This window comes from Nonomuraea recticatena (genome assembly GCF_039533245.1).
In the GTDB taxonomy this organism is placed as follows: Bacteria; Actinomycetota; Actinomycetes; order Streptosporangiales; family Streptosporangiaceae; genus Nonomuraea; species Nonomuraea roseola.
Genome location: NZ_BAAATE010000008.1, coordinates 310,466 through 332,042 on the forward strand (window position 1 = coordinate 310,466; position 21,577 = coordinate 332,042).

At 69.9% G+C, this 21,577-nt stretch carries 22 protein-coding genes; 10 read left to right on the forward strand and 12 right to left on the reverse strand.

The annotated features are described in order from the left end of the window. Positions 1–145 precede the first annotated feature (145 nt). Positions 146–1,504 carry an NsdA family TPR-like regulatory protein gene (locus tag ABFX50_RS18840; RefSeq protein WP_346148019.1) on the reverse strand — a complete coding sequence of 453 codons (1,359 nt, stop codon included), beginning with the start codon at positions 1,502–1,504 and terminating at the stop codon, positions 146–148. 133 nt (positions 1,505–1,637) lie between these two features. After that, complete coding sequence (locus ABFX50_RS18845) at positions 1,638–2,828, reverse strand: NAD(P)-dependent malic enzyme (protein WP_346148021.1); 1,191 nt, start codon at positions 2,826–2,828, stop codon at positions 1,638–1,640. Positions 2,829–2,982: 154 nt separating this feature from the next. On the opposite strand from ABFX50_RS18845, the gene ABFX50_RS18850 reads away from it, so the two are divergent. Next, positions 2,983–3,399 carry a CGNR zinc finger domain-containing protein gene (locus ABFX50_RS18850; RefSeq protein WP_183655883.1) on the forward strand — a complete coding sequence of 139 codons (417 nt, stop codon included), beginning with the start codon at positions 2,983–2,985 and terminating at the stop codon, positions 3,397–3,399. Here ABFX50_RS18850 and ABFX50_RS18855 read toward each other — a convergent pair. Together ABFX50_RS18855 and ABFX50_RS18860 are read right to left on the reverse strand one after the other, a co-directional pair. Beyond that, complete coding sequence (locus ABFX50_RS18855; protein WP_183655878.1) at positions 3,369–3,665, reverse strand: S24 family peptidase; 297 nt, start codon at positions 3,663–3,665, stop codon at positions 3,369–3,371. The genes ABFX50_RS18850 and ABFX50_RS18855 overlap by 31 nt on opposite strands. An 88-nt stretch (positions 3,666–3,753) precedes the next feature. After that, positions 3,754–4,995, reverse strand: coding sequence for an RNA-guided endonuclease InsQ/TnpB family protein (locus ABFX50_RS18860; RefSeq protein WP_346148024.1), 1,242 nt, complete (start codon positions 4,993–4,995; stop codon positions 3,754–3,756). Positions 4,996–5,178: 183 nt separating this feature from the next. On the opposite strand from ABFX50_RS18860, the gene sodN reads away from it, so the two are divergent. The 3 genes from sodN (at position 5,179) to ABFX50_RS18875 (ending at position 6,907) form a co-directional block, all read left to right on the forward strand. After that, the gene (sodN, locus tag ABFX50_RS18865) at positions 5,179–5,580 is read left to right on the forward strand and encodes a superoxide dismutase, Ni (RefSeq protein ID WP_221241347.1); all 402 of its coding nucleotides are present in this window, start codon (positions 5,179–5,181) and stop codon (positions 5,578–5,580) included. Between the two features lie 119 nt (positions 5,581–5,699). Continuing rightward, complete coding sequence (locus ABFX50_RS18870; protein ID WP_183655876.1) at positions 5,700–6,110, forward strand: ATP-binding protein; 411 nt, start codon at positions 5,700–5,702, stop codon at positions 6,108–6,110. Positions 6,111–6,127: 17 nt separating this feature from the next. After that, positions 6,128–6,907, forward strand: a complete 780-nt coding sequence (locus tag ABFX50_RS18875; RefSeq protein ID WP_183655874.1) for an RNA polymerase sigma factor SigF — start codon at positions 6,128–6,130, stop codon at positions 6,905–6,907. Here ABFX50_RS18875 and ABFX50_RS18880 read toward each other — a convergent pair. Next, complete coding sequence (locus ABFX50_RS18880) at positions 6,904–7,278, reverse strand: hypothetical protein (protein ID WP_183655872.1); 375 nt, start codon at positions 7,276–7,278, stop codon at positions 6,904–6,906. The two genes, ABFX50_RS18875 and ABFX50_RS18880, sit on opposite strands and share 4 nt — an antisense overlap. Before the next feature lie 255 nt (positions 7,279–7,533). Between ABFX50_RS18880 and ABFX50_RS18885 the strand changes: the two genes are divergently transcribed. Then, on the forward strand, positions 7,534–8,469 hold the full coding sequence (locus ABFX50_RS18885; RefSeq protein WP_183655870.1) for a diacylglycerol/lipid kinase family protein: 936 nt from the start codon (positions 7,534–7,536) through the stop codon (positions 8,467–8,469). A 279-nt stretch (positions 8,470–8,748) separates the two neighbouring features. Then, positions 8,749–9,003: a WhiB family transcriptional regulator gene (locus ABFX50_RS18890; RefSeq protein WP_183655868.1), complete on the forward strand. Its 255-nt coding sequence runs from the start codon at positions 8,749–8,751 to the stop codon at positions 9,001–9,003. Positions 9,004–9,082: 79 nt separating this feature from the next. On the opposite strand, the gene ABFX50_RS18895 is transcribed toward ABFX50_RS18890, so the two are convergent. Further along, the gene (locus tag ABFX50_RS18895; protein ID WP_346148028.1) at positions 9,083–10,594 is read right to left on the reverse strand and encodes a sensor histidine kinase; all 1,512 of its coding nucleotides are present in this window, start codon (positions 10,592–10,594) and stop codon (positions 9,083–9,085) included. 380 nt (positions 10,595–10,974) lie between these two features. Here ABFX50_RS18895 and ABFX50_RS18900 point away from each other — a divergent pair, with 380 nt between their 5' ends. Continuing rightward, positions 10,975–11,694, forward strand: coding sequence for a GntR family transcriptional regulator (locus tag ABFX50_RS18900; RefSeq protein WP_183655862.1), 720 nt, complete (start codon positions 10,975–10,977; stop codon positions 11,692–11,694). Positions 11,695–11,698: 4 nt separating this feature from the next. Here ABFX50_RS18900 and ABFX50_RS18905 read toward each other — a convergent pair whose 3' ends face one another. Next, on the reverse strand, positions 11,699–12,310 hold the full coding sequence (locus ABFX50_RS18905) for a hypothetical protein (RefSeq protein ID WP_183655859.1): 612 nt from the start codon (positions 12,308–12,310) through the stop codon (positions 11,699–11,701). A gap of 74 nt (positions 12,311–12,384) precedes the next feature. Between ABFX50_RS18905 and ABFX50_RS18910 the strand changes: the two genes are divergently transcribed. Together ABFX50_RS18910 and ABFX50_RS18915 are read left to right on the forward strand one after the other, a co-directional pair. Next, complete coding sequence (locus tag ABFX50_RS18910) at positions 12,385–13,158, forward strand: SAM-dependent methyltransferase (protein WP_346148031.1); 774 nt, start codon at positions 12,385–12,387, stop codon at positions 13,156–13,158. Positions 13,159–13,202: 44 nt separating this feature from the next. Beyond that, complete coding sequence (locus tag ABFX50_RS18915) at positions 13,203–14,849, forward strand: acetolactate synthase (protein WP_346148033.1); 1,647 nt, start codon at positions 13,203–13,205, stop codon at positions 14,847–14,849. Between the two features lie 16 nt (positions 14,850–14,865). On the opposite strand, the gene ABFX50_RS18920 is transcribed toward ABFX50_RS18915, so the two are convergent. Then, positions 14,866–16,452: a protein kinase domain-containing protein gene (locus ABFX50_RS18920; RefSeq protein WP_346148035.1), complete on the reverse strand. Its 1,587-nt coding sequence runs from the start codon at positions 16,450–16,452 to the stop codon at positions 14,866–14,868. 230 nt (positions 16,453–16,682) lie between these two features. Between ABFX50_RS18920 and ABFX50_RS18925 the strand changes: the two genes are divergently transcribed. Further along, positions 16,683–17,060: a thioesterase family protein gene (locus tag ABFX50_RS18925; RefSeq protein WP_346148037.1), complete on the forward strand. Its 378-nt coding sequence runs from the start codon at positions 16,683–16,685 to the stop codon at positions 17,058–17,060. 9 nt (positions 17,061–17,069) lie between these two features. Here the strand turns inward: ABFX50_RS18925 and ABFX50_RS18930 are convergent, their stop codons facing one another. From ABFX50_RS18930 to ABFX50_RS18945, 4 genes are all read right to left on the reverse strand, one after another. Next, complete coding sequence (locus tag ABFX50_RS18930; protein WP_183655844.1) at positions 17,070–17,282, reverse strand: biotin/lipoyl-binding carrier protein; 213 nt, start codon at positions 17,280–17,282, stop codon at positions 17,070–17,072. Between the two features lie 38 nt (positions 17,283–17,320). Further along, positions 17,321–18,682 carry an acetyl-CoA carboxylase biotin carboxylase subunit gene (locus ABFX50_RS18935; protein ID WP_346148039.1) on the reverse strand — a complete coding sequence of 454 codons (1,362 nt, stop codon included), beginning with the start codon at positions 18,680–18,682 and terminating at the stop codon, positions 17,321–17,323. 122 nt (positions 18,683–18,804) lie between these two features. Continuing rightward, on the reverse strand, positions 18,805–20,070 hold the full coding sequence (locus tag ABFX50_RS18940) for an HD-GYP domain-containing protein (RefSeq protein WP_346148041.1): 1,266 nt from the start codon (positions 20,068–20,070) through the stop codon (positions 18,805–18,807). Positions 20,071–20,137: 67 nt separating this feature from the next. Then, the gene (locus tag ABFX50_RS18945; protein WP_346148044.1) at positions 20,138–21,493 is read right to left on the reverse strand and encodes an HD-GYP domain-containing protein; all 1,356 of its coding nucleotides are present in this window, start codon (positions 21,491–21,493) and stop codon (positions 20,138–20,140) included. Between the last annotated feature and the right edge of the window lie 84 nt (positions 21,494–21,577).

Consider the following 21,577-nt stretch of genomic DNA (forward strand, 5'->3'; position numbering starts at 1 on the left):
CGAGCCGGGCCGCTGTCATCTCGATCCGGGTGCGGCCTGGGGGAGAAGCGCCTACAGCCACCCGGTCGCATGCGTCGTGGGACCCGCATGCGCTTCGGGGACCAACGGCTTCACAGACCGATCTCTGCCACGCCTTCGATCGCGTTCAGACCGGCATCAGGTCCTTGGCGCGTTCGTTCAGCTCCATCACCGAGGGCTCCGAGCGGTAGGGCTCCAGCCTGCGGCGTAGGTCCGAGGCGTACGAGCGGGTGCGGACCGACTGCAGCTCGCCCGCCAACGCCAGCGCCTCCGTGGCCGTACTGCAGGCCTCCTCCAGCTCCCCACACTGCAGCAGCCCGGCCGCCAGCAGCGAGAGGTTGAACATCCGCCCGCGCACGTAGCGCCCGTCCATCTCCAGCGATCTGCGGGCCTGCCGGACGGTTCGCTCGCCCTCGCCCAGGTCTCTGAAGCAGTGGGCGAACTTCGCCGACAAGTACGCCTCGTCGAAGTAGGACAGCCAGCTCGGCTCGTTGCCCTCGCTCCTGCGCTCGAAGGCGCGTTCGGCGGCGTTGAGCGAGCTCGCGCAGGAGGTCGTGTCGCCGAGCCCCGCGTGGGCGTGGGCCTCCAGGACGTGGCAGGAGGCCATGAGGGTGTCGATGCCCGACCTGCGGGCCGACTGCTGGGCCGCGCGCGCCAGATCGAGGGCGTGGGCCGGCTGGCCCATGTAGAGGGCCTGGTGGCTCATCCCAGCCAGGATCTCGCCGCCCAGGCCGTCGTCGCCGCCGCCGCGGGCCAGGCGCAGCGCCTGGATGAGGTAGCGCTGGGCCAGACCGTGCTGCTCGAGGTCGTAGGCCATCCAGCCGGCCAGCCTGGTGAGCTCGGCGGCGGCTGAGGCCAGGCGCCTGCCGGTGGCATCGCTGTACGAGCCGTCTCTGAGCAGCGGTGTGACCGCGGTGTCGAGGTACTTGACGACGGCGGAGCGCACGCGGCCGCCGCCGAACCTGTTGTCGAGCTCCCCGAAGGAGCGGGTGACCTCGTGGATGGCGGCGATGTCGGACAAGCCGACCCTGCGCCCGCCCTTCCCTGTCGGCTCACTCTCCTGGGGGAACGTCAGCCAGCGGATGGCCCCTACCGACCCTGCCCCTATCGCGAAGGTGGAGTCGAGCAGAAACCTGCGTCGTTCCACGTCCGCCCGCCACAGTGCAGTCACTGTCGCGACTCCCTCCCGCCACGTGTGAGTGAACTCCTGCCCGAGGTGGAGGGGAGTAGTGATGGCCGGCATGCCGAGATCCTCCGGCGAAACCCTGCGGCCGAGACGGAGCGCGAAGATCTCCGTGAGTAGGCAGGGAACCGGGTCCCTGGGCCGCTGACCACCGATCCAGCGCAGCACGGAACTGTGGTCGTACTTCAGGCCCGGAGTGCCGCGGGCGGCACCCAGATCATTCAGCCTGCGGGCCAGCCCCTTGTGGGAGAAGCCCGCCTCGGCGATGAGGGCCTGAAGCGGCCGGTTGACCTCACGTTCCATGGGCTCCCCCTCAGCGGAGAGTCGCACGTCATTACAGAGCGTTCCAGTTCTAGCACGCAAGGTAACCCGTGCGGTGCCGTTCCACAAAGGAAGGGCAAACTCCGCCGCTGAGAGATCGCCACACGGGTGGTGGCTAGAGCCTGGCGACGCCGTCCATCCGCGCCTGCTCCGACACCGCGGCGATGACGGCGGGAGCGACACGGGGATCGAACGGGCTGGGGATGACGTAGTCCTCGCTCAGCGCCTCACCGACCACGTCGGCCAGCGCCGAGGCCGCGGCCACCTTCATGTTCTCGGTGATGGTCGTGGCGCGGACGTCGAGCGCCCCTCTGAAGACGCCGGGGAAGGCGAGCACGTTGTTGATCTGGTTGGGGAAGTCGGAGCGTCCCGTGGCCACGACCCGCGCGTAACGGGCGGCCACGGCCGGGTGCACCTCGGGGTCGGGGTTGGACAGCGCGAACACGATCGAGTCGGGCGCCATCGAGGCGATCGCCTCCTCGGGCACCGTCGAGCCCGACAACCCGACGAACACATCGGCGCCCTCGAGCGCGGCGGCGGTCGAGCCGGTGAAGCCCGCCCTGTTGGTGTCGGCCGCCAGGGCCTCCTTGTAGAGGTTGAGCCCTGAGCGCCCCGAATAGATCATGCCCTTGGAGTCGGACACCGCGATGTCGCCGATGCCCGCGTTCAGCAGCATGCGGGTGACGGCGACGCCCGAGGCGCCCGCCCCCGCGACGACCGCCCGCAGCGCGGACAGCGGCCGTCCCGTGAGCCTCGCGGCGTTCTTGAGCGCGGCGAGGACGACGATCGCCGTGCCGTGCTGGTCGTCGTGGAAGACGGGGATGTCGAGGAGGGCGCGCAGCCTGTCCTCGACCTCGAAGCAGCGCGGCGCGCTGATGTCCTCGAGGTTGATGCCGCCGAAGGACGGCGCGAGCCTGGCGACCGTCTCGACGATCGCGTCGACGTCGGTGCAGTCGATGCAGAGGGGCACCGCGTCGACGCCGGCGAACTCCTTGAACAGCAGCGCCTTGCCCTCCATCACGGGCATGGCCGCCGCGGGGCCGATGTCGCCGAGGCCGAGGACGGCGGTGCCGTCGGAGACGACGGCCACCACGTTGGAGACCCAGGTGTAGTCCCTGGCCAGCTCGGGGGATTCGGCGATGGCCGAGCAGACCTTGGCGACCCCCGGTGTGTAGGCGAGGGAGAGGTCGTCGGCGTTGCGGACGGGGATGGTGGAGCGGACTTCGAGCTTGCCACCGCGGTGGAGGGCGAAGGCCGGATCCAGATCGAGGGATTCGAGAGATGCAGAAGCGGGCGTGACAGCCACAGCGACCCCAGTAGTTCATCGGAAACGGACACGAACCAGACGCGGCACGAGAGGTGTCGTACGCAGGGCGTCTTCGTGAGGGGGTACGGGGGTCACCCGTTTTTTGATTCTGCCACATACTGAGACGCGGCCATGTGTAAGGAGTGTTAACAGGTTGGATCTGACCTCATACGCGGAGTTGGCCGTCCTGCTGGTCAACGGCGAGCTGCCGGACGAGGGCGACCTGCGCGCCGAGCTGACGACCGTCTTCGCGCACGCCGCGGCCGGCAGGGAGCGGGAGGCCGTCGAGCTGCTCAACGACCTGCTCGCGCGCCATCCGGTCAGTCCGCAGATCTCGGGGCACGACGGGCAGCGCTGGCACCTGCACCTGGCGGAGGGCGGCGTGGTGATGGGCCTGGCCGCGGTGGTGACCGAGCTCGGCGTGGACAGGCTGGGCGTCTGCCAGGCCGCGCGATGCTCGCGGGTGTTCGTCGACACCTCGTCCAACCGCTCGCGCCGCTACTGCTCCGAGCGCTGCGCCAGCAGGGCGAACGTGGCCGCCTACCGGGCCCGGCGCAGGAGCGGCCAGTAGCGCAGCACGACCGTGCCGACGATGTCGGCGACGGGCCCGAAGTCCCAGCTGTCCCTGCGTCCTGCGGCGCGCTGGTTGTCGCTCTCCAGCCACCAGCCCTCGGCGCCGTGCCACCGGGCCCTCTTGACGATCAGCTGGGCCGGGTCGCCGGGCAGCCTGGCCACGACGAGGTCGCCCGGCTGAACCCTTGCGCCACGCCGTACCAGGAGCCAGTCCCCCGGCAGGAGTGCGGGACGCATGGAGTCGCCTTCGACACGTACCCTCATGGGCTTGATCTCCCCACGCGATTGACGTCCTCCCCGGCTTAAGCGCCGAGGACTACCCCACGTCGCCGTGAGGTTCTTACTGCTTCCGCTACGCCGCTGAAGCGTCGTAGGTTTCGGGCGGTGCCGGGCTCGGAGTTGCCTCACCCGGGCTTACCCGCCCTCCACAGTCGTTTATGCCGTGTCCAGCCAGCCCGGCGGCCACGCTCGTACGGGTCATGCGCTGCCCTTCGAGCAGGATGGTGATCGCCGCGGCGACGTCGCGATCATGGTGCTCGCCGCAGGACGGACAGTCCCACTCCCGCACGTGAAGGGCAAGTTTTCCGATCTTCCAGCCGCAACACGGGCACAACTGGGAAGAGGGATGCCAGCGGCCGATCTGGACGAGGACGCGTCCACGCCTGGTGGACTTGTCCGCGAGCATGGCCAGGAATGTGCCCCAGCCCGCGTCGTGCACCGACTTGGCGTGGCGGCCGCGCGCCATGCCTCGCACCGACAGCGTCTCGACGTGCACCGTTTGGTTATCACGGATGATCGAGGAGCTCGTCTGGTGGAGGAAGTCGCGGCGCGCGTCGGCCACCCTGGCATGCTGGCGGGCCACCTTCACCCTGGCCCTGTCTCGGTTCTTCGACCCCTTCCGCTTGCGAGCGAGCGAGCGCTGCAGGCGGGCGAGCTTCCTCTCCCGCCGCCGCAACCACCGCGGATTGACGATCTTGGTTCCGTCGCTCAGGGTCGCGTAGTGAGTCAGTCCGAGATCGATCCCGCTCTCGGCGTCGATCTCCGGAAGGCTCTGGGAGCCCTCCTCCACCTCGACGACGAATGAGGCGAAGTAGCGCCCCGCGGCATCCAGGGTGACCGTGACCGACGACGGAGCGACAGGTAGCGCACGAGACCAGCGGACCTCCACATTCCCGATCTTCGCCAGGTACAGCGAGCCGTCCGCATGAAGCCGGAAGGCGTTGGTCGTGAATCGGACGGCTTGCCGGTGGTCGTGGCGCGACTTGAACCGGGGCAGACCCATCTTCGGCCCTTTGCGTCTGCCGCTGAGGGAGTCGAAGAAGTGCTGGTAGGCAGCGTTGAGATCACGGACCGCCTGCTGAAGCGCCACGGAGGACACCTCTCGCAACCACACACGCTCAGGGCGCTTCTTGGCGGCGGTGAGCACCAAGCGCTGAATCTCGGCGTCACCGATGAATAGCAGACCGGCTTTGCGCGCGGTCCTGCGAGCGGTCAGGGCGTCGTTCCACACCACCCGGGCACAGCCGAACGTCCTGGCCAGCATCTGACATTGGGCGGCGTCGGGGTAGAGCCGGAAGTTGTAACGCAGCCTCACCCTTGATCACCCCAGGCTCACGATATCGCTCTCACCCTTAACCATGAGGCTGAATGGACCAGGCCTTCGAGCCGACCTGCGGCACGTGACCCGTCCGCCCCGTGCGGCCGGGGACGCTCAAAGCCACTCCGGTAAGGTCGGTAACCGGACCAAGCTGATACAGCATCAAGGAAGGACTTTCTGATGCTCGCACGACTGCTACGACCCAAGCACGTCGCTTCCGCGCACTGCGACCTGCCCTGCGGTGTCTACGACCCCGCCCAGGCGCGGATCGAGGCCGAGTCGGTCAAGGCGATCATGGAGAAGTACGCAGGCAACGAGGACCCGGTCTTCCGCTCCCGCGCCCTCACCATCAAGGAGGAGCGCGCCGAGCTGGTCAAGCACCACCTGTGGGTGCTCTGGACCGACTACTTCAAGCCCCCGCACCTGGAGACCTACCCGCAGCTGCACCAGCTGTTCTGGGAGGCCACCAAGCTCGCGGGCGCTGCCGGCGGCAAGGGCACGGTCGACGTGAACAAGGCCGACGAGCTGCTCGGTAAGATCGACGAGATCTCCAAGATCTTCTGGGAGACGAAGGCGGCCTGAACCGTCAAGGAAGGGCCCCGCGGTCGCGGGGCCTTTTTCGTTGGTTGGCGCGTCTGAATCCGCCAATCGGGTCCCGGTGGCGGTAAGTTGCAGAGAGCGTCCTATACGCGAGGAGGAACGTGACCGAGGACACCGAGGCGCGCGTGATTCGTGATGTGGTGAGCGTCCGACTGCCCGCCGCGAGCGCGTATCTGTCCGTGCTCCGTACGGCTACTGCCGGCCTGGCCGCACGGCTTGACTTCACGCTCGACGAGATCGAGGACCTGCGCATCGCCGTCGACGAGGCCTGCGCCATGCTGCTGAACGAAGCCGTGCCCGGCACCGACCTGACGGCCGAGTTCGAGCTGACAGGGCAGGAGATGCAGGTCAGGGTGGAGGTCGCGACCGTGGGCAGCTCCGCGCCCAAACGCGATGACTTCGCGTGGATGGTGCTGACGGCCTTGGCCGACGACGTGGACGCGGTGACCGACTCCCCCGACCGCATGGCGATCGTCCTGCGTAAGCGCCGAGGCGCGGCGAGGCCGGCGTGACGGAAAGGACTGGAGCCATGGCCGCCAGCGACCACGCCGTGCCCGACAGGGTGCGCGCCCGCATGCTCTTCGCCGAGCTGGCCGAGCTGGGCCCGGAAGAGCCGCGCAGGCAGCGCATCAGGGACGAACTGGTCGAGCTTCATCTTCCCCTGGTGGAATACCTGGCCCGGCGCTTCCGCAACAGGGGCGAGTGGCTCGACGACCTGACCCAGGTCGCCACCATCGGCCTGATCAAGTCGATCGACAGGTTCGACCTGGCGCGCGGGGTGGAGTTCTCCACCTACGCGACGCCGACCATCGTCGGCGAGATCAAGCGGCACTTCCGTGACAAGGGCTGGGCCGTGCGCGTGCCGCGCAGGCTGCAGGAGCTCAAGCTGTCGCTGACCAAGGCGATCAGCGAGCTGTCGCAGCGTGAGGGGCGCGCGCCGACCGTGGCCGAGCTGGCGGCGTTCCTGAAGATGACCGAGGAAGAGGTGCTCGAGGGTCTGGAGTCGGCCAACGCCTACTCCACGGTCTCCCTCGACGCCCCCGACTCGGGCGACGACGACGCGCCCGCCGTGTCCGACTCGCTGGGCATCGTCGACGAGTCGCTCGAGGGGGTGGAGTACCGCGAGTCGCTCAAGCCGCTGCTCGAACGGCTGCCTCCGCGCGAGAAGCGCATCCTGCTGCTGCGCTTCTTCGGCAACATGACGCAGTCGCAGATCGCCACCGAGCTCGGCATCTCGCAGATGCACGTCTCACGCCTGCTGGCCCGCACGCTCGCGCAGCTGCGCGAGGGGCTGACGGCCGAGGACTAGTCGCCGTACAACGCCTTGGTGGTCGGCGGCGCCAGCAGCGTGCCGAGGCCCGCGATCGCGGCCGCCAGCAGTGGCACGCCGATCGCGGGCCAGCCCGACTGCATCACCGTGATCGACACGGGGATCAGGAAGATCTGGGTCAGCACGCCGGGCGCCCTGCCCCACCGTTCGGCCCTGAGCAGGCCGCCCACGGCGACCCAGATCAACCCCGCCCCGACGAGCAGCCCGAACGCGGCCTCGGCGAGCGCGGCGGTGGTCTCCGTGGCCTCACCGGCCAGCGTGCCGACCAGGGCGTAGACCCCGAGCCCGAGCGCCACCAGTCCCTCTGCCGCCACGATCGCGGCGGCGGCCACCAAGCTCCAAGGGCGCATGCTTCTTCATTCCTCTTGTACGGCATAAGCGGGCTCAAGGCCACCGTCGTTCACCGGTGACCGACCGTCCTCCACGCTACTCCAGCAGGACTCCGGCCGGTCGCCGTCACGTCAGGGCGCCCCCATCATCCCGGCCCCTGCCCTCGCCCTCTCCACCGGGCGGCCAAGACGGACCAAGACCCAAAAATGCGACACGCACCCCTCTAAGCCGCTATACGGACAAGACGGACATGGATCATTGGCTACGCTGGCCGTATGCGCGCGATGCTCCTGGTCAACCCCAAGGCGACGACGACGAATCGCCGCACGCGTGACGTGCTCATCCGCGCGCTGGGTGCCGCCGTCGACCTGACCGTCGAGGAGACGCGCTACAGGGGGCACGCCGCGGCGCTGGCCCGCACCGCCCATGCCAAGGGCTACGACACCGTCGCGGTGCTCGGCGGCGACGGCACCGTGAACGAGACCGTCAACGGCCTGCTCAACGCCGGCGGCAGGGCCGAACGCCCGGCGCTCATCGTGATCCCCGGCGGCAGCGCGAACGTCTTCGCCCGCGCCCTGGGTCTGCCCAACGACCCCATCGAGGCCACGGGCGCGACCCTGGAGGCCCTGCGCGAGGATCGCCGCAGGTCCGTCGGCCTGGGCCAGGCCCTCTGGGAGGGTGAGAGCCGCTACTTCACCTTCTGCGCGGGCATGGGCTACGACGCCGAGGTCATCCGCGCGGTGGAGGGCCTGCGCGGCGCGGGCCGCAAGGCGACCCCCGCACGCTACGTGAACACCGCTGTGCGCCACTATCTGGCCACCGACAAACGCCACGCCGCAATGACCGTGAAGGGGCCAGGCATCCCCGCGGCGGAGGGCGTCTTCATGGCGATCATCTCCAACACCTCGCCGTGGACCTACGTGGGCTCGCGCCCGGTCGAGCCGACCCCGTGGGCGAGCTTCGAGACCGGGCTCGACCTGCTCGGGCTCCAGCGCATGGGGCTGCCCTCGATGACCTCGATCATCCGGCAGATTCTCACGGAGCGTGACACCCTTCCACGGGGCAGGCACCTCGTACAGCTCCACGACGAGGCCGAGTTCACCCTCTCGGCAGAGCGCCCCGTCGCCTTTCAGCTCGACGGTGACTACCTGGGCGAACGTGAGTCCGTAACGTTCCGGTCTGTCCCGGACGCGTTACAAGTCCTGGTCTAGACGGTTACATTCGGTCATTGTGTGATGCATCCGACATCCATATCCACCAAAACTTAGCGCCAAACCTCTTGCGTGTACTCAGCGTGGCTGGAAGTCTCATCATTGACGTCGGAACGTAGGACCTTTAACTACCCCGAGGCCCTACCGGCGGGGCGCGGGCACTCCCCCCGGATCCAAACAGGATCACGGGTACATGCTCGCGCTAGTTAGTGAAACTCTTCACAAAGTAGACCCGCACGGAGCCGGGCACAGCGGCTCCATCTACGAAGGAGTGGACGCATGGACTGGCGCCACCGAGCTGCCTGCCGTGACGTGGACCCTGAGCTGTTCTTCCCGATCGGCAACACGGGCCCCGCGCTCATGCAGATCGAAGAGGCCAAGCAGGTCTGCCGTTCCTGTTCGGCCGTCGACTCGTGCCTGAAGTGGGCCCTGGAGTCCGGCCAGGACGCCGGCGTCTGGGGCGGTCTCAGCGAGGACGAGCGCCGCGCCCTCAAGCGCCGCAACGCTCGTGCCCGCGCCCGCGCCACCGCCTGACCGCACCACCCGACGACGCCTGGCGAGGGAGCCGTTCCCGCCAGGCAGGTGACCCCGCGGGGTCACCGCACCGCCGCGGTCACGAGGTGGGCAGCGGGATCGACAGCGTGACCTCGGTCCCGCCCCCGTGACGCGGCTCGATGGCCAGCTTGCCCGACAGCTCTCCCTCCACGAGTGTGCGCACGATCTGCAGGCCGAGACTGGTGGTGCTGTCGAGATCGAAGTCGGCGGGCAGTCCGCGCCCGTCGTCCCACACCACGACGCTCAACCTGTCGCCTCTGGCCTCGACGACGACCTGCAGCCGCCGGGGCCTGCCGTGTTGCAGCGCGTTCTGCAGCAGCTCGGTCAGCGCCATCGCCAGCGGGGTCGCGACGATCGAGGGAAGCACCCCGAACGTGCCGACCCTTCGCGGCGTCACCGCCGCCTCGGGGGCCGACACCTCCCCCGCCATCGCGATGACCCTGTCGGCGATCTCGTCGAAGTCGGCGAACTCCTCCGGCGCCATCGACAGCGTCTCGTGCACGATGGCGATCGAGCCGACCCGCCGTACGGCCTCTTCGAGCGCCTCGCGTCCCTCGGGGACCTGCAGGCGGCGCGCCTGCAGGCGCAGCAGGGCCGCGACGGTCTGCAGGTTGTTCTTGACGCGGTGGTGGATCTCGCGGATCGTGGCGTCCTTGGTCATCAGCTCGCGCTCGCGCCTGCGCAGCTCGGTGACGTCGCGGATGAGTACCAGCGCGCCGATGCGCCCGCCGCCGACGATCAGCGGGATCGCCCTGAGCTGCACGATCGTGCCGCCCGACTCGACCTCGGTCTCCTTGGCCGCCCGCCCGCTCGCCACGATCATGAGGTCTTCGTTGATCGGCTCGTCCGAGTAGCAGAGAGCGGCGGTCAGCCTGCCGAGCTCGGCGCCCACCAGGTCGGCGTGCAGGCCGAGTCGCCGGTAGGCCGACAGCGCGTTCGGCGAGGCGTAGGTCACCCTGCCGGCGCGGTCGAGTCTGAGCAGGCCGTCGCCGACCCGGGGCGAGCGGACCAGGATCGGCTCCTCGCCCGAGAAGGGGAAGCGCCCCTCCGCCACCATCTGGGCCAGGTCGGAGGCGCTCTGCAGGTAGGTGAGCTCCAGGCGGGAGGGTGTGCGGGCCGACGACAGGTTGGTCGAACGCTGGATGACGCCCAGGAAGCGGCCTTCGCCGTTGGGCAGCGCCCGCCGTACCGGGATGGTCTCCTCGCGGACCGGCACCCCTGTCGACCAGTCGGGGTCGCCCTCGCGGCAGATGCGCCGCTCGTTCCACGCGGTGTCGATGAGGTGCCGCTCCCCCTTGGCCGCGACGGTGCCGACGATGTCGTCGTGATAGACGGTCGGGCCGGTGGTGGGACGCATCTGCGCGATCGCGATCCAGCCCTGGTCCCCGCCCGCGCCCGGTTCGTCGAGAACCTTCGGGCCCCTGCGCTCCAGCAGCGGCGCCCAGAGGATGAGGTCGGCGAACGACAGGTCGGCCAGCAGCTGCCAGTCGGAGACGAGCGAGTGCAGCCAGTCGAGGTCCGCCGCGTCGAGCGCGGTGTGGCGGACGACCAGGTCGCTGAGAGTCGGCACGAGTGCATCATGCGTGCTTTCCGCCCTAACAACCAACTCGCAGGCCGCGCGAAGGTACGACAGGGCGGGTTTTGGGGCATCTCACATTGTGAGAACCGTCACACCGCACGGCGGTCCCCGCGCCCAGGAGGTGGTCGCCACGGCCCTCACAGCGGCCTCGGTTGCCGTCGCACGTGCGGCGATGGATATCCTTCACAATCAGCCCGAGCTGCCCGGATACGCGCGCGATGGGACGAGCACGCCCTGCGGGCTCGACCGGCACGCCCGCATACCCGCGCACCGCACTTGCCTGCGGTTGACCGCTCGGGCCAATCTGAGTTCCGATGATCTCGCGGTGATCAGACACGCCCTCACCGCCGTGCTGGAGTGAAGGTGAGAGCGTGACAGAAGAACCCCCTCGCGTACCCAAGTACTACGACGTCAAACGGAGCCTGCTGGAGCTCACCAAGAGCCTGACGCCCGGCAGTTCGCTGCCGCCCGAGCGCGCGCTGGCCGTGCGCTTCGAGACGTCGCGTACCACCGTCCGCCAGGCGCTGACGGAGCTGGTGGTCGAGGGCAGGCTGGTACGCATCCAGGGGAAGGGCACCTTCGTCGCCCAGCCGAAGGTCGCCCAGGTGCTGCAGCTCACCTCCTACATCGGCGACCTGCGCACCGCGGGCCTGGAGCCGGACACCAAGATCCTCGACATCAGCTACATCACGGCCGACGAGGCGCTGGCGCGACGGCTGGCGATCAACCCGGGCGGCAGGGTGCTGCGCATCCACCGGCTCAGGCTGGCCAACGGCGAGCCCGTCTCGATCGACACCACGCATCTGTCGGCCAGGCGCTTCCCCAGGCTGCGGCGCGAGCTCGAGGTGCACTCCTCCCTCTACGAGACGCTGCACAACGCCTACAGCGTGCGGCTGACGGACGCCGAGGAGGTCATCGAGACCGTGCTGGCGACGCCGTACGACGCCCAGATGCTCGGCGTCGACGTCGGCCTGCCCATGCTCCTGCTCACCCGGCACGCCTTCGACGCCGACGGCAACCCGGTCGAGTGGGCGCAGTCCCTCTACAGGGGCGACAGGTACAAGTTCGTCACCAGGCTGCGCCGCCCCTAGCGGATCAGGTGTTCTGGCACTGGGCCTCGGGCAGCCAGCACACCTTCCTGGACATCTCCCTGGCGTCCTTGAGCAGTGTCTTGAACTCGCCCATCGGCAGCGAAGGGGTCGGCCACGCGGTCTCGGTGTAGACCATGATCGCCGCACCCCTGCGCACCGCCACCTGCCGCAGGCCGCCCTCCCAGTAGCGGGCCCCCGCCCGCACGGCCTCGTCGCCCAGCGCGAGCGGCTTGCTGTAGTAGCTGATGCGCTCGATGCCGTCGCCGCGCGAGGCGCAGCGCTTCAGCTCGGCCCGCATGGCGTCCATCGCCGCGCGAGCGCCCGACTCGTCCTGGTAGATGGCGACCTGCTCGCCGCCGATCTCGATCTCCTGCTGCCGGTAGACGGTCCTGGCCGCCACGCGGCCCTTCTCGACGCCCCCGCGCTTGGACCAGTAGCTGTCGTGGCAGGCGTCGAGCATGAGCGGAGTCGAGGCCCTGTCCGACACCTCCCAGATGTCCCAGCCGCTCGATCGGCCCTCCCACAGCAGGAAGCCCTTCGGCAGGCTGGTCGTGGCGCCGCCGAGCAGCGTGGCCGCGGCGGTCATCAGCGCCGCCCCCGTTGTCATCATCCCCATGCCTAGTAGACGCGACGATCCTTCAGGAAGTTGGCGGCGTACCGTCACCGTCACTAGATCGCTAGGTTGTCCGCATGAGCGACATCGACACCAGCGTGCCGCATTCCGCCAGGATCTGGAACTACTGGCTCGGCGGCAAGGACAACTACGAGGTCGACAGGATCGCGGGCGAGGAGTTCCTGAAGATCTTCCCAGGGATGGCCATGGGCGCGCGCGCCTCCAGGGCCTTCCTGCGCAGGACGATCGCCTGGCTGGCCGCCGAGGCCGGCGTCAGGCAGTTCCTCGACATCGGCACCGGGCTGCCCACCGCCGACAACACCCACGAGATCGCCCAGCGGATCGCGCCGGAGTCGCGCGTCGTCTACGTCGACAACGACCCCCTCGTGCTGACCCACGCCCGCGCGCTGCTGGTGGGCACGCCCGAGGGCGCCACCGACTACATCGACGCCGACGTCCGCGAGCCGGAGGTGATCCTCACCGCGGCCGCCAAGACGCTCGACTTCTCGCGGCCTATCGCGCTCAACCTGAGCGGCATCATGGGCCACGTGGCCGACGACGAGAGCGCGCTGTCGATCGTCCGCAGGCTGCTCGACGCGCTGCCCTCGGGCAGCTACCTGGCGCTCAACGACGGCACGAACGTGCACAGCGAGGCCAACAGGCAGGCGCACCAGCAGTACAACGAGAGCGGCGCGCTGCCCTACATCCAGCGCAGCCCCGAGCAGATCGCCCGCTTCTTCGAGGGCCTGGAACTCGTGGAGCCCGGGCTGGTCTCGGTGACGCGGTGGCGGCCCGAGGGCATCACCCCTCCGGAGGTGGACGGCTACGGAGCGGTCGGACGCAAGCCGTGACGCCTCCCTGTTTGGAACGCTGAGCGGCTGGTAGGTTCCGGGCCATGGACTCCGCGAAGCACGCAGGTGACGCCGCTGTCGCCGTCGCCAAGGCCTATGGCATCGAGACCATGTTCACCCTCTCGGGCGGGCACGTCTTCCCCCTCTACGACGGCGCGGTCCACGAGGGCGTGCGCATCCTCGATGTCAGGCACGAGCAGAGCGCCGTCTTCGCCGCCGAGGCGACGGCCCGGCTGACCAGGAAGCCCGGCCTGGCCGTGCTCACCGCGGGCCCCGGCATCACCAACGGCGTCAGCGGCGTCGCCACGGCGCACTTCAACGGCTCGCCCGTCGTCGTCATGGGCGGCCGTGCGCCGCAGTCGCGCTGGGGCAGCGGCGCGCTGCAGGAGATGGACCACCCGCCCCTGCTCGAGCCGATCACCAAGCTCGCCTTCACCTCCTCGGGCGCCGACTCGATCGGCCAGGACGTCGAGATGGCCTTCCGCACGGCCGTCGCGCCGCACAGGGGCCCGGTCTTCGTGGACTTCTTCATGGACCACCTCTTCGCGCCCGCGCAGATGCACCAGGCCGAGACGCAGACGCCCTCGCCGTACGAGCCCGACCCCGACTCCCTGGCCCGCGTCGCCGGGCTGCTGGCCGAGGCCGAGCGACCCGTGGTCGTTCTCGGCTCCGACGTCTGGATGGACCGCGCGGAGGAGGCCGCCCGCGACTTCGTCGAGGCGTGGCGCCTGCCGGTCATCCCCAACGGCCAGGGCCGCGGCATCCTGCCCGCCGGCCACGAACTGCTCGTCACCCGCGCCCGCGGCCTCGCCTTCGGCCAGGCCGACCTGGTGATCGTCGTCGGCACCCCGCTCGACTTCCGCCTCGGCTACGGCTGGTTCGGCGGCAAGGAGGGCGCTCCGCTGGCGCACGTCGTCCATCTCGCCGACGCGCCGTCCCAGCTGGCCACCCACATGCAGCCCGCCGCCTCCGCCGCGGGCGACCTGTCCCTGGTCTTCTGGAGCCTCGCCACCGCCTGCGGCGACGCGGGCGTGAAGCCGTCGCGCTACGCCTCGTGGCTCTCCACGCTCTCTGAGGCGGCCGCTGCGGCCGTTTCAGGCGACGCCGACCTGTTGAGTGCCGACAGCGATCCCATCCACCCCATGCGCGTCTACGGCGAGCTGGGCAAGGTGCTCGCCGACGACGCGGTCGTGATCGGCGACGGCGGCGACTTCGTCTCCTACGCGGGCAAGTACGTCGAGCCGCGCCAGCCGGGCAACTGGCTCGACCCCGGGCCCTACGGCTGCCTCGGCACCGGCCTCGGCTACTCCATCGCCGCCCGGCTGGCCAGGCCGTCCTCACAGGTGGTGCTGCTGCTGGGCGACGGGGCCGCGGGCTTCTCGCTGATGGACGTCGACACGCTCGTACGCCACAACCTGCCGGTGGTCATGGTGTGCGGCAACAACGGCATGTGGGGGCTGGAGAAGCACCCCATGCAGATGCTGTACGGCTACGACGTGGCCGCGGAGCTGCGGCCAGGAACGCGCTACGACCAGGTCGTGACCGCGCTCGGCGGCGGCGGCGAGCTGGTCACCAAGCCGTCGGAGATCGGCCCCGCGCTGAAGAGGGCGTTCGACTCGGGCGTGCCGTACATGGTGAACATCGCGACGGACCCGCAGGTCGCCTACCCCCGCAACACCACAGGGGTGTAGCAGGGGAAGGCTGTCCCTACGGCTTAGCGGTGATCGTCGGCGAGGGCGAGGTGCTCGGCGTCGGGCTGGTCGAGGGCGACGGGCTCGGCGACTTGCCCGGCGGGCAGATGTCGCCCACCACCGAGACGACCACCGTCTTGCCCTTCGCCAGCGGCTTGCCCGCCTCGGGCACCTGGCTGGACACCTTCTTGCAGCTGTCGGGCTCCATCACCATCACGGCCTTGACCCTGATCGTGTATCCGGAGGCCTGGAGCCTCTTGGTCGCTTCCTCGATGAACATGTCCTTCACGTTGGGCACGAGCGGCTGCCTCTGTGGGGTCTTCGAGGGCGTGGGCGAGGTCGTCGGCGTGACGGAGGGCTTCGGCGTCGTCACCCTGACGGTCGGCTCGGCGGTCTCGTCCTCGGTGGGGGAAGGCTCCTCCGTGGGCTCGGCGGGCTTCGGCTTCGGTGGCCTGGTCGTCTTGGGCGCGGACGGCTTCTCGCTGGCGCCACCCACCGGTGAGATCGTCGCCTCCGGGACCCGCTGAGCGTTCATGCCGGTCAGCGCCACCGCGCCAGCGCCCACGCCGAGCACGGCCACCGCCGCGATGCCCGCCACCAGCACGCCCCTGCCGCCGGTCGCCTTGGCCGCCCTGCGCGTGCCACGGCGCGACCCCGGCGTGGTGACCGTGGTGTTCTCGGGCGGCTGCACGACCCCTGTCGACGGTGAGGGCGCCATCGTGGCCCCCGTGACGGGCGCCAGGTCGGTGAGCGAGGGAGGCGAGCCCGCCTGCGCGGACTGCACGGCCTGCCTGGCCGCGGCCGCCATCGCCGAGGCGCTCGGGAAGCGGCGCAGGGGGTCCTTGGACAGCGCCCGCTCGACGACCGCCCTGACCGAGGGCGGGATCTCGGCGGGCAGCGGCGGCGGAGCCTCGCGGATGTGCTTGAGCGCGATGGTGACAGGGCTGTCGCCGTCGAAGGGGCGCACGCCCACCAGGCACTCGTAGGCCACCACGCCGAGGGCGTAGATGTCGACGGCGGGCGTCACGGGGGCGCCCTCCGCCTGCTCGGGCGCGCAGTAGGCCGCGGTGCCGAGCACCATGCCCGCGTCGGTGAGCCTGTTGGCCACGTCCTGCCGGGCGATGCCGAAGTCGGTGATGACCAGCGTGCCGTCGCGCTGCACGAGCAGGTTGCCCGGCTTCACGTCGCGGTGCACGATCCCCTGGTCGTGGACGGCCTGCAACGCGGCGGCCGCCTGGGCGATCAGCTCCATGGCCGGTTCGGGCGCGATGCGCCCGAGGCGTTGCAGCAGTCTGTCGAGCGCCTCGCCGTCGACGAACTTCATCACCAGGTAGACGGTCGCCCCCGCGCCCGCCACCTGATGCACACCGTAGTCGTAGACGTCGACGACGCCCGGATGGTTGACCGTCGCCATCGCTCGGGCCTCGCCCTGGAAGCGGGCGACGAATCCGGGGTCGTCCGTGCGGCCCGGAAGCAGCACCTTGACGGCGACGGTGCGGGCAAGGACGATGTCCTCGCCACGCCACACCTCGCCCATGCCGCCGGCGCCGATGCGGGTATCCAGGCGATATCGCCCCGCCAGCGTCGTCCCTTGGGCCACCATGTCTCCCCCGTTACCCCCTGTCGTCTGGAACCTCTCCCACCCCAGGGTTCTCCAACAAAGCGGATTTGTATCGCGGCGAGGTAACGCAGAGGTCACGGAATTCTGGAAGTGTAAGGCTTGTCCCAGTTTTCTCACCACAAAATTGGCGCAAGCCGTACAAACCTATCCTGGTGCCTCGCGGCCTTTCCTGTCCGTCCGATGGGCGAGATCCGATCAAGTAGCCTGGCGTCATGACGCTCGAGCCCGGACTCCGATCCTCGATGCTCATCATGGTCGAGCGGTCGGACACCGCCGCCAAGGTGGGCAGCGGTGACGTGCCCGTGCTGGCGACGCCCAGGCTGCTGGCGCTGGCGGAGATGGTGACCACGCAGGCCGTCAGGAAGCACCTGGCGCCCGGCGAGACGTCTGTCGGCACCCGCGTCGAGCTCGACCACCTGGCCGCCAGCCCCGTCGGCACGCACGTCGAGATCAGCGCCGAGCTGACCGCGGTGGACGGCAGGCGCCTGGTCTTCAGCTTCACCGCCCGCGATCGCGCCAAGCTCGTGGGCAAGGGCACGATCGAGCGGGTGGTCGTCGATCGGGAGAAGTTCCTCGGCCGGCTCTCCTGAGGCGAACGCTCAGGAGATGACGGCGATCAGGTCGCCTTCCTGCACGACGTCGCCTTCGGCCACCTTCAGCTGCGACACCACACCGTCGTCCTCGGCCAGGACGGGGATCTCCATCTTCATGGACTCCAGGATGACGAGCGTGTCGCCCTCCTCGACCGTGTCGCCCTCGGCGACGACGACCTTCCACACGTTCGCCACCATCTCGGCGTGCACCTCAGCCACGGGAACTCCCCTCTTTCAATGCCTCAACTGTGTCACGGTCACGTGGCGCGCATGCGGCCGACCAGGCCCGTGTCGTACTCGCCGCTGACGAACTCGGCGTTGCCGAGCAGCTCGGCGCAGAACGGCAGATTGTTCTTCGGCCCTTCGACCCTGAACGCGTCCACCGCCTTCCTGCCCAGCTCGAGCGCTTCGGCGCGGCTCTGGCCGTACACGCAGAGCTTGGCCATCAGCGGGTCGTAGAACGGCGTGACCGTGGTGCCCGCAGCGTAGCCGGAATCGACGCGGACGCCGTCACCGGAGGGCTCCTCCCACACCGTGATCGCTCCGGGCCCTGGGAAGAAGCGCTTGGGGTCCTCCGCGTAGACGCGGAACTCGATCGCATGGCCCTCCACCTCGGGCCGCACCTCGGGGTTCTCCCCCGCGGCGACCCTGAGCTGCAGCTCGACCAGGTCGAGCCCGGTGACCAACTCGGTGACGGGGTGCTCGACCTGCAGGCGGGTGTTCATCTCCAGGAAGACGAAGTCCTGCTTGTCGGCGTCGACGAGGCACTCGACCGTGCCCGCGCCGAGATAGCCGACCGCCTCGCCCGCCTTGACGGCGGCGGCGAGCATGCGCTCGCGCAGCTCCGGCGTGACACCGGGCGACGGCGACTCCTCCACGACCTTCTGGTGGCGGCGCTGCACCGAGCAGTCGCGCTCGCCCAGCGCCAGGACGGTGCCGTCGGGCAGGCCGAGGATCTGCACCTCGACGTGGCGGGCGCGCTCGATGTAGCGCTCGAGAAGGACGGCGGGCCCGTCGAGAACGTCGCCGCTGGCGAAGCGCGCGGCGGCTCTCGCGGCCTGCTCGAACGCCTTGGTCAGCCCTTCGGCGTCGTGGGCGACGCTCATGCCGATGCCACCGCCGCCGCCCGCGGTCTTGACCATGACCGGGTAGCCGATCTCCTCGGCTCGCGCCCGCGCCTGCTCCAGGTCGGTGACGGGCTCGCGGGTGCCCGCGGCGACGGGCACGCCCGCCCGCTCCATCAGGTTTCGGGCGTTGATCTTGTCGCCCATCCGCTCGATCGCCTCGGGGGCGGGACCGATCCAGATCAGACCGGCCTTCACGACGGCCCTGGCGAAGGCGGCGTTCTCCGCGAGGAAGCCGTAGCCGGGGTGGATGGCCTTCGCTCCGGTCGCGCGCGCCGCCTCGAGCACCTTGTCGACGTCGAGGTAGCTCTGCGCGGGGTTGGCGGGGCCGAGCAGCACGGCCTCGTCGGCCTCGGTGACGAAGGGCAGATCGGCGTCGGCCTCGGAGTGGACCGCGACGGCTCGCAGCCCCAGCCGCTGGACCGTGCGGATGATCCGCCTGGCGATCTCGCCTCGGTTGGCGATCAGGACGGTTCCGAGCGTCTCATTAAGCACGACGCCCACCCTATGATCGCCGGCTGTCCGACCCTTTCCCTCGAAACCACCGATCCGGACAGTTCGTCTTGTAGGAAGTCCACAAAAGTGAGCGGGGAAACGCCGTGCGGAGCGCCCCCCGCCTAGAGCCGATGCACCGGGGCGAGCCTGTCGACGACGCGGGCCATCGCCTCGATCACCGCCGGGTCGTACTCGCCGCCGATGCCGAGCCTCAGCCGCTCCAGAGCCGCCCCCGCCCTGTCGCGGTCGGTGGACCCGCCGACGAGGTCGTCGTAGGCGTTGGCGGCCTTGATGATCCTGCTCGACATCGGCGGGTCCTCGGCGATCGAGTCGCACTGCCTCCTGACCAGCTCGGCGACCCTGTCGAGCACGCCCGTCTGCCTGATCACGGCAGCGCCCAGCTCGGCGATGCGCCGCGCCTGCTCGGGATCGGTGAGGACGGTCGCCCCTCCGGGGATGGGATCGCGCAGCGACAGCTGGCCGATGTCGTGCATCAGCGCCGCGTACTCGAGCTCCAGCAGCTCGGGCTCGGCCATGCCGAGCTCCCTGCCGATCGCCACGGCCAGCCTGCTCACCCTGCGCGAGTGGCCAGGCTCGACGTATCCCCCGACCTCGGTCACCCTCGACAGGGCGCGCACGGTCTGCAGGTAGGTCGCGCGGATGCCCGCGTACTTGCGGAAGGCGACCTGGGTGACCAGCAGCGGCGCGGCGAACACCAGCAGCGCCATCAGGTCCATGCTGTGGCAGGCGAGCGCGAGCAGCACCCCGGAGGCGGCCACGGCCGCGCCCAGCGGGAACGCCATCCTGATCTCGTCCCTGACCGCGACCTTGAACGCGGTGCGCACCTGCTCGGCTCGCAGCATCGCCGCGATGAGCACGTCGGCCAGCAGGGCGATCGCGATCAGCGCCACCATGACGACCAGCGCGGGCCACCAGGTCTTCGTCGGCTCCTGGGTCAGGGTGTAGAGAGCGCCGGCCAGCGGCCTGAAGGCGAATGCCAGCAGCGCGCCGGTGAGCAGCCTCCTGGCCATCGCGTCGAGCCTGGGCGGGCGGCCCACGGCCAGATGCGGCAGCGCCCCCGCGATCATCCCGACCGCGATCACGGCGACCACCTGCAGCGCGGTGTGTTCGAGCTGGACGTCGCTGAGGTCGAGCAGCAGCGTGTAGCCGAGCGCGGCGGCCGCGCCGATGGGCGCGACCTCCCTGTTGCCCGGCATCGTGAGCCGCGCGAGCTCCCCGATCGCGATGAGCGCGCCGAAGCCCACCGCGATGTCGGGCCTGACCAGGCCGACGGCGGCGGTGTGGGCCACGCCGGCGACGGCCACCAGCCCCGCCGCGGCGATCAGCAGCAGCTGCCCCGAGTCGAGCCCCTGGAAGACCCGGTTCACCGCCGCACGCCCTCGGCGCGGGGGGTGCTCGGCGCCGCCTCGGGCACCGGCCTGCCGATCGGGGTCGTCATGAGCCGCCCACCACTTCGATCGGCATCGTCGGGTCGTCGTGGTCCTTGGTCGTGGTCTCGGTCTCGTCGGAAGGCGGCGGCGAGGCCTTGCGCGGCGGCTGCCACGGCTCGCGCTCCAGCGCGCGCACGAAGGCCGCCACCATCTCGGGGTCGAACTGGGAGCCGGCCCCCTTGTGCAGCTCGGCCACCGCCACCTCGACGGGGCGCGCCCCCCTGTAGGAGCGGTCGGAGGTCATCGAGTCGAAGGCGTCGGCGACCGCGATGACACGCGCGAACTCGGGGATCTCGTCGCCCGCCAGCCCCATCGGATAGCCCCTGCCGTCGTGGCGCTCGTGGTGGTGCATGATGCCCGCGAAGGCCTCGTCGAGGAAGTCGATGCCGCGCACGATCTCCAGGCCCCGCATCGGGTGCAGCTGGATCGCCGCGAACTCCTCCTCGGTGAGCGGCCCGTCCTTCTGCAGCACCTTCGTGGGCACGCCGAGCTTGCCCACGTCGTGCAGCATGCCCGCGTAGCGGATGGCCCTCAGCCGCTCCGCGCCCATGCCGATCTCCTGGGCGATCATCGTGGAGGCCAGCGACACCCTCGTGCAGTGGCCGCGGGTGTAGTAGTCCTTGGTCTCGACCGCCTGGCAGAGCGCGGCGATGGTGGCGTCGTAGGAGCGCTGCTGCGCGTGGTACTGCCCGAAGGCCCAGCGGGCGATGAAGAGCGGCAGCAGCACCAGCACGGCCGAGATCGAGGCCACGGTCGCCCACAGCCCCGCCACCAGCAGCCCGAAGGTGGCGTAGCCGAAGTAGGACAGCAGGAACTGCGCCATGCCCCTGGCGGGCATCCGCTCGGCGCGCTCGGTGCTCGCCAGGCGCACCATGGTCAGCGTCAGGACGATGTTGAGCGGGACGAACAGCGCGGCCGCCACCGCGTAGGGGCCGACGAGCGCCTCGAAGTCGTTGACCTGCGGCACGCCCGTGACGCCGCCGAAGAACTCGTAGACCTTGCCCGAGGCGTAACCGCAGATCGCGAACTGGGCCCCGTTGAAGAGCCTTTTCACCAGCGGCAGGCCCGGCCGTACGCTCACGACGGCGGTCAGGCCGACGATCGCGGCGCCCTCGGGCCCCACCAGCACCACGGCGGCGAGCGCGGCCGAGAAGCTGACGGAGACGGCGAACTGCTCCACGTTGAGCAGCGTCGGCATCGACTCGCAGACCAGGAACAGCAGTGCGAGAACGAGCAGCGTGCCGTACTCGCCGACACCGGCGAGCTGTCCTGGCACGACGACGATGTTGCCGACCAGAGCGGCCGCCGCGCCGATGACGACGACCAGGTAGGCCTTCGCAGGCCACGGCAGTCCACGCATGGCGCCCTCGCGACCCTCAGGTCCAGGAGACGCCTGGAGGGGCGGCGTCAACGCCCTCGACCAGGGGAATCACCGGAACGGCCA

Coding starts and splice junctions, on each gene's coding strand:
- ABFX50_RS18920 (WP_346148035.1), bottom strand. CDS start 16,452: ATGGTGGCCCAAGGGACGACGCTGGCGGGGCGATATCGCCTGGATACC.
- ABFX50_RS18885 (WP_183655870.1), top strand. CDS start 7,534: ATGCGCGCGATGCTCCTGGTCAACCCCAAGGCGACGACGACGAATCGC.
- ABFX50_RS18905 (WP_183655859.1), bottom strand. CDS start 12,310: ATGGGGATGATGACAACGGGGGCGGCGCTGATGACCGCCGCGGCCACG.
- ABFX50_RS18855 (WP_183655878.1), bottom strand. CDS start 3,665: ATGAGGGTACGTGTCGAAGGCGACTCCATGCGTCCCGCACTCCTGCCG.
- sodN (WP_221241347.1), top strand. CDS start 5,179: ATGCTCGCACGACTGCTACGACCCAAGCACGTCGCTTCCGCGCACTGC.
- ABFX50_RS18945 (WP_346148044.1), bottom strand. CDS start 21,493: ATGCGTGGACTGCCGTGGCCTGCGAAGGCCTACCTGGTCGTCGTCATC.
- ABFX50_RS18880 (WP_183655872.1), bottom strand. CDS start 7,278: ATGCGCCCTTGGAGCTTGGTGGCCGCCGCCGCGATCGTGGCGGCAGAG.
- ABFX50_RS18875 (WP_183655874.1), top strand. CDS start 6,128: ATGGCCGCCAGCGACCACGCCGTGCCCGACAGGGTGCGCGCCCGCATG.
- ABFX50_RS18925 (WP_346148037.1), top strand. CDS start 16,683: ATGACGCTCGAGCCCGGACTCCGATCCTCGATGCTCATCATGGTCGAG.
- ABFX50_RS18915 (WP_346148033.1), top strand. CDS start 13,203: ATGGACTCCGCGAAGCACGCAGGTGACGCCGCTGTCGCCGTCGCCAAG.
- ABFX50_RS18890 (WP_183655868.1), top strand. CDS start 8,749: ATGGACTGGCGCCACCGAGCTGCCTGCCGTGACGTGGACCCTGAGCTG.
- ABFX50_RS18910 (WP_346148031.1), top strand. CDS start 12,385: ATGAGCGACATCGACACCAGCGTGCCGCATTCCGCCAGGATCTGGAAC.
- ABFX50_RS18840 (WP_346148019.1), bottom strand. CDS start 1,504: ATGGAACGTGAGGTCAACCGGCCGCTTCAGGCCCTCATCGCCGAGGCG.